We start from the raw sequence: 6,298 nt of genomic DNA on the forward strand, positions 1-6,298 counted from the left end.
ACCCGCTCGAGGCCTCACCAGGCGTAGGCCTCCGGTGCCTGACCGCCCGGGCCGGGGAAGAGCTCGTCGAGGGCCGCGAGGTCCTCGACGCTCAGGTGGATGTCGAGCGCGGTCACGGCCGACTCGAGCTGGGCGACCGTGCGCGGACCGATGATGGGGCCGGTCACGCCGGGCTGGTGCAGCAGCCACGCGAGGCCGAGGGCCGACGGCGTCCAGCCGCGTTCCTCGGCGAAGCGCTCGTACGCCTGGAGCTGGTCGCGGCGCTCTGCACGCTGCGACGTGATGCGCTCGGAACCGGACCGGGCCGCAGCATCCGTCGATCCTCCGCTGAGGAGTCCTCCCGCGAGCGGCGACCACGGCAGGATGCCGAGCCCGTAGTTCTGCGCCGCGGGGATCACCTCGAGCTCGATCGAGCGCTGCGTCAGGTTGTACAGCGACTGCTCGCTGACGAGACCGAGGAAGTGCCGCTGCTGCGCGATCTCGTTGGCCTGGGCGATGTTCCAGGCGGCGAAGTTCGAGCTGCCCGTGTAGACGACGTCGCCCTTCGCGACGAGCACCTCCATCGCCTGCCAGAGCTCCTGCCACGAGATGTGCCGGTCGATGTGGTGGAACTGGTAGAGGTCGATGCGGTCGGTCTGCAGGCGCCGCAGCGACCCGATCGCCTCGCGGCGCACCTGCCACGCCGACGCGCCGCGGGCGTTGACGACGTCGCCGTCGGAGGTCGGATCCACCATCGGCGAATGCACCTTGGTGGCGAGCACGACGTCGTCGCGCACGCCCGGGCGCGCGGCGAACCAGCGGCCGATGATCTCCTCGGTCGCGCCGCGGCCGCCCGCGCCTCCGTAGCCGTTGGCGGTGTCGATGAAGTTGATGCCGAGCTCCAGCGCGCGGTCGAGGATCGCGAACGACTCCTCCTCCGAGGTGCGGTCGCCGAAGTTCATCGTGCCGAGCACGATCCGCGAGACGGAGGTGCCGGTGCGTCCGAGGTGGGTGTAGTCCATTCCGACATCGTCACACGGCTGCGTGCGGCGGCGGGCGGATTCACGAAAACGTTTCCTCGATGTCCTCCTATGACGTCGATCCGGAATGGGATGCTGCGCCCCGAGGTTGCGGCTCGACATGACCACGATCGGAATCATCGGTGCAGGACACATCGGCAGCGCGCTCGCCCGCGCCTTCTCGGGACTCGGCTACGACGTCGTGATCTCGAACTCACGCGGACCCGAGAGCCTCGCAGGACTCGTCGACGAACTCGGCCCCAAGGTCAGCGCCGCGACGGCCGTCGACGCGGCCGCGGCCGCCGACATCGCCGTGGTGACCGTGCCGCTCAAGGCCCTCAAGGACGTTCCCGTCGAGCCCCTCGCCGGCAAGATCGTCCTCGACACGAACAACTACTACTTCGAGCGCGACGGCCGCATCGACGCCCTGGATCGCGGCGAGGCCACGACCTCCGGCCTCCTGCAGGCGCATCTGCCCGCCTCGAAGGTGGTCAAGGCGTTCAACCACCTGTACGCCTCCGACATCAACGCCGGCGGGCTGGCCGCGGGCGACCCGCAGCGCCGCGCGCTCGGCACCGCGAGCGACGACCCGGAAGCCATCGAGTTCGTCACCGGCGTCTACGACGCGCTGGGCTTCGACACCGTGAGCGCGGGTCCGCTGAGCGAATCGTGGCGCCTTGAGCGCGACCGTCCGGCGTACGTCGTCGCGCAGACCGCCGACGAGCTGCGCGCGAACCTCGTGAAGGCGAACCGCCTGCCCTGACCGCGGCCTGGCGTGGTTGTGCTCGTGGCGAGTCGCCACGAAGCGCACCCATCTGCGGCCGATTCCGGCGACTCGCCGAAATCGAGCAGTCCGGAATGCGGATGCCGGGGCGCGGGTTGCCTTCAAGCGATGAGCACCGCGACCCACGCCCCGGCCCTGTCCGTCCTCGACCTCGTTCCGGTGCGCACCGGGCAGACGAGCGCGCAGGCGGTCGCAGCATCCCTCTCCCTCGTCGATGCGGCCGATCGGCTCGGCTATCGGCGGTACTGGTTCGCCGAGCACCACAACATGCCCGCCGTCGCATCGACGACACCGCCGGTGCTGGCCGCGGCCGCTGCCGCGCGGACGTCGCGGATCCGGCTGGGATCGGGCGGCGTCATGCTGCCGAACCACTCGCCGCTCGTCGTCGCCGAGCAGTTCGCCGCTCTCGAGGCCCTCGCGCCGGGGCGGATCGACCTCGGCCTGGGGCGCGCTCCGGGCTCGGACCCGGTCATCACGCAGCTGCTGCGCCAGAGCGGCACCACGAGCGATGTCGAGCGGTTCCCCGACCACGTGCGCGACATCCTGTCGCTCGTCGCACCCGACGGGGCGTCGCTGCGCTTCACGTCGGGCGGTACCTACGACGTGCACGCGACGCCGGCCGCGACGACGACGCCCGAGGTGTGGCTGCTCGGCTCGAGCGACTACTCCGCGCAGCTCGCGGCTTCGCTGGGCCTGCCCTACGTGTTCGCGAACCACTTCTCGGGCGAGGGGCTCGAGCGCGCGCTCGACCTCTACCGCTCGGCGTTCGCACCCTCCGAGACGCTCGCGGCTCCGCGCACCTTCCTGACGGCCAACGTGCTGGTGGCTCCGACGCAGGACGAGGCCGAGGATCGCGCCCTGCCGAACCTGCGCATGACGGCGCGCCTGCGCACCAACAAGCCGCTCGTCCCGCTCGAGACGGTGGAGCACGCCCTGGCGAACGCCGCCGACTTCGCCGGGCTCGGCGAGACCTTCATGGCCTCGGCCCGGGCGAAGTGGTTCGTCGGCACGGCCGGGGCCGTGGCATCCGATCTCCGCTCGTTCGCCACCCAGCACGGTGTCGACGAGGTGATGATCTCGCCGATCGCCGGATCGTACGAGAACGAGCCGATCGACACCGCACCCGGCCGACTGCAGACGCTCGAGCTGCTGGCCGCCGAGCTCGGCCTCTGAGCCCCGGCCGCTGCGAGGCGATGACGAGCCCGGCCGCTACCAGGCGATGAGCTTGTGCGGCGTGACCTCGATGAGCACCGAGTACCGCTCGGCCATCGTCTCGGTCGTCAGCTCGAGCCGCCGGAGCCATTCGTCGTACTTGGCCGTGTACTCGTCGCCGATCCGGTCGACCCAGGCGCTCGACGGCGCGGGCGAGATGGCCGCCGTGCCGCGCAGCACGGTGAGCTGCTCGCCGTCCTCGCCGGCTTCCAGGTGCAGGAGGACGCGGTCGTTCGCCCGGAGATTGCGCACCTTCGCCGTGTCGGGCTCGCTCATGATGAGGGCGCGTCCGTCGCGCCAGAGGAACCAGATGGGCACGGCGTGCGGGTAGCCGTCGCGGCCGACCGTCCCGAACCACGCGACCTGCTCGGTCTCGAAGCGTCGGAGGGCGCGGGCGTGCACCTCGTTCGCGGGATCGAAGACGAAGGGCTCGGCCATCATGCCTCCTCCGGCTCGCCGCTCAGCAGCCCGCGCAGCCAGTCGCGCGCCTCGACGAACACGTCGTCGGCGTAGCGCTCGGGGTAGCGCACGACGGCGCGGTCGGCGCGCGGGTACGACCCGAGGAACGTCACACGCGGGCTGAAGCGGCGCAGGCCCATGAGCGCATCGGCCATGCGCTCGTCTTCGAGGTGCCCGTCGGCGTCGACGACGAAGCGGTACCGGCCGAGCTCGTCGCCGATCGGCCGCGATGCGAGCAGCGACAGGTTGATGCCGCGCGTCGCGAACTGCTCGAGCATCTCGAGCAGGGCGCCGGGGTGGTCGTCGGGCAGCTCGACGATGAGAGAGGTCTTGTCGGCGCCGGTCGGGGCGGGCGGCACGACCGTGCGGCTCACGAGCACGAAGCGCGTGACGGCGTTGGGGTTGTCGCCGATGTTCGACGCGAGCAGCTCGAGCTGGTGATGCTCGAGGATGCCGGGCGGGGCGATCGCGGCGTCCGCGTCGCTCGATCCGTCGAGCAGTCCCATCGCGCTCGCGACGTTGCTCGCCGCCGGCACGTGGGCGTGGGCGGGCAACGCGGTCGACAGCCACTGCAGGCACTGCGCGTAGGCGACAGGGTGCGCGGCGATGAGCGAGACGTCCTCGAGCCGGGCGCCCGGACGCCCGACCAGCACGAACTCGACGGGCACGAGGTACTCGCCCACGATGCGCAGGCCGGGCACGGTCGCGAGGGCGTCCTGCGCGGTCGACACGCCGCCGTCGACGGAGTTCTCGATCGCGATCATCGCGGCGTCCGAGCGTCCCTCGACGACGTCGGCGAGCGCCTCGCCCACGTTGCGCACGGGCCGCCACTCGTGGCCCCGCGCCTCCGGCACCTGGGCGAGCGCCGCCTCGGTGAACGTGCCGGCGGGGCCCAGATAGCTGTACGTGCGGCGGACGGGAACGGATGCCTCGGCAGAGGCGACCTCGGAAGTCACGCGTGCCAGCCTAGCCCGGGCCATGTCCGCCTGGTCCCGTGCGCAATTCAGGATGAACGCGGTACGACATCGACCCCGCCCGCGGAAATCCGGGGGCTGCGCCGATCGCGCGCCGCGCTCATCCTGAATTGCGAACCGGAGGTCGTGTCACGGATCGTGCACGGCGGGCCGCGGACGGGCAGACTGGGACGCATGACTCGCGCAGGACAACCGGCCGAAGCATCCGACCTCATCGACATCGATGAGCTGATCGCCGCTTACTACGACGTCAAGCCCGACCCCGCCGTCCCCGAGCAGCGCGTCGCGTTCGGGACGAGCGGTCACCGCGGCTCGTCGCTGTCGGCCGGCTTCAACGAGACCCACATCCTCGCCACGACGCAGGCGATCGTCGACTACCGGAAGGCACAGGGCATCGAGGGCCCGCTCTTCCTCGGCCGCGACACGCACGGCCTGTCGCTGCCGGCGGAGCGCAGCGCGATCGAGGTGCTGGTCGCCAACGGCGTCGACGTGCGGGTCGACGCGCGCGACTCGTGGGTGCCCACTCCGGCGCTCAGCCACGCGATCCTGACGTACAACCGCGGGAAGGATGCCGCGGACCCGGGCCGCGCCGACGGCATCGTCGTGACGCCCAGCCACAACCCGCCGCGCGACGGCGGCTTCAAGTACAACCCGCCGAACGGCGGCCCCGCCGACACCGACGCGACGGGCTGGATCGCGAACCGGGCGAACGAGCTCATCGCGGCCGACCTCGAGGGCGTCGCCCGCACGCCGTTCAAGGATCTGGATTCCGACACCCTCGGCCAGTACGACTTCCGCGACGCCTACGTCCGCGATCTCGCGAACATCATCGACGTCGAGGCGATCCGCAGCGCCGGCGTGCGCATCGGCGCCGACCCGCTCGGCGGTGCGTCTGTCGAGTACTGGGCGCTCATCGCCGAGGTGCACGGCCTCGACCTCACGGTCGTGAACCCCGACGTCGACCCGACCTGGCGCTTCATGACGCTCGACTGGGACGAGAAGATCCGCATGGATCCGTCGTCGCCGTCCGCGATGGCCGGGCTCATCGGCCGCCGCGACGAGTACGACATCCTCACGGGCAACGACGCCGACGCCGACCGCCACGGCATCGTCACGCCCGACGCCGGGCTGATGAACCCGAACCACTATCTCGCCGTCGCGATCGACTACCTGTACTCGCACCGGCCGGATTGGCCGACGGATGCTGCGGTCGGCAAGACCCTCGTGAGCTCGATGATCATCGACCGCGTGGCCGAATCGCTCGGCCGCGAGCTGCTCGAGGTGCCGGTCGGGTTCAAGTGGTTCGTGCCCGGGCTGCTGGACGGATCGGTCGCCTTCGGCGGCGAGGAGTCGGCCGGAGCGTCGTTCCTCCGCAAGGACGGCTCGGTGTGGACCACCGACAAGGACGGCATCCTGCTGTGCCTCCTGGCCTCCGAGATCCTTGCGGTCACGGGCAAGACGCCCTCGCAGCGCTACGCCGAGCTCGAGGCCGAGTTCGGAGCCTCGGCCTACCAGCGCGTGGACGCTCCCGCATCCCCCGCGCAGAAGGCGGCGCTCGGCAAGCTCTCACCCGACGCGGTCACCGCGACCGAGCTCGCCGGGGAGCCCATCACCGCGAAGCTGTCGCACGCGCCGGGCAACGGCGCCGCGATCGGCGGTCTCAAGGTGCAGACCGAGCACGCGTGGTTCGCCGCGCGCCCGTCGGGCACCGAGGACGTCTACAAGCTCTACGCCGAGTCGCTGCGCGGCCCCGAGCACCTCGCGCAGGTGCAGGCCGAGGCCCGCGAGGTCGTGTCGCAGGCGCTCGCAGGCGCCTGAGCCTCCGGCTCACACAGCGACGCCCGGACCCGCGCGAGGGAGCGCGCGGGTCC

General features: G+C 71.4%; 6 protein-coding genes. 3 read left to right on the plus strand and 3 right to left on the minus strand.

What is annotated here, in order from left to right; all coding sequences use genetic code 11:
• Positions 1–14 precede the first annotated feature (14 nt).
• On the minus strand, positions 15–1,001 hold the full coding sequence (locus tag ACFQ7C_RS11580) for an aldo/keto reductase (protein WP_378900787.1): 987 nt from the start codon (positions 999–1,001) through the stop codon (positions 15–17).
• Positions 1,002–1,119: 118 nt separating this feature from the next.
• On the opposite strand from ACFQ7C_RS11580, the gene ACFQ7C_RS11585 reads away from it, so the two are divergent.
• Both ACFQ7C_RS11585 and ACFQ7C_RS11590 read left to right on the plus strand, forming a co-directional pair.
• Positions 1,120–1,761 (plus strand): NADPH-dependent F420 reductase, encoded by a 642-nt coding sequence (locus ACFQ7C_RS11585; protein WP_378900790.1) that lies wholly within the window; start codon positions 1,120–1,122, stop codon positions 1,759–1,761.
• A gap of 129 nt (positions 1,762–1,890) precedes the next feature.
• Positions 1,891–2,955 (plus strand): LLM class flavin-dependent oxidoreductase, encoded by a 1,065-nt coding sequence (locus tag ACFQ7C_RS11590; protein WP_378900793.1) that lies wholly within the window; start codon positions 1,891–1,893, stop codon positions 2,953–2,955.
• Positions 2,956–2,991: 36 nt separating this feature from the next.
• Here ACFQ7C_RS11590 and ACFQ7C_RS11595 read toward each other — a convergent pair whose 3' ends face one another.
• Positions 2,992–3,432: a TIGR03618 family F420-dependent PPOX class oxidoreductase gene (locus tag ACFQ7C_RS11595; protein WP_378900796.1), complete on the minus strand. Its 441-nt coding sequence runs from the start codon at positions 3,430–3,432 to the stop codon at positions 2,992–2,994.
• Complete coding sequence (gene pheA, locus ACFQ7C_RS11600) at positions 3,432–4,409, minus strand: prephenate dehydratase (protein WP_378900799.1); 978 nt, start codon at positions 4,407–4,409, stop codon at positions 3,432–3,434. The genes ACFQ7C_RS11595 and pheA overlap by 1 nt, the downstream gene beginning before the upstream one ends.
• 192 nt (positions 4,410–4,601) lie before the next feature.
• On the opposite strand from pheA, the gene pgm reads away from it, so the two are divergent.
• Positions 4,602–6,245 carry a phosphoglucomutase (alpha-D-glucose-1,6-bisphosphate-dependent) gene (gene pgm, locus ACFQ7C_RS11605; RefSeq protein WP_378900802.1) on the plus strand — a complete coding sequence of 548 codons (1,644 nt, stop codon included), beginning with the start codon at positions 4,602–4,604 and terminating at the stop codon, positions 6,243–6,245.
• The last annotated feature ends 53 nt before the right edge of the window (positions 6,246–6,298 follow it).

The organism is Microbacterium sp. NPDC056569 (assembly GCF_042793475.1).
In the GTDB taxonomy this organism is placed as follows: Bacteria; Actinomycetota; Actinomycetes; order Actinomycetales; family Microbacteriaceae; genus Microbacterium.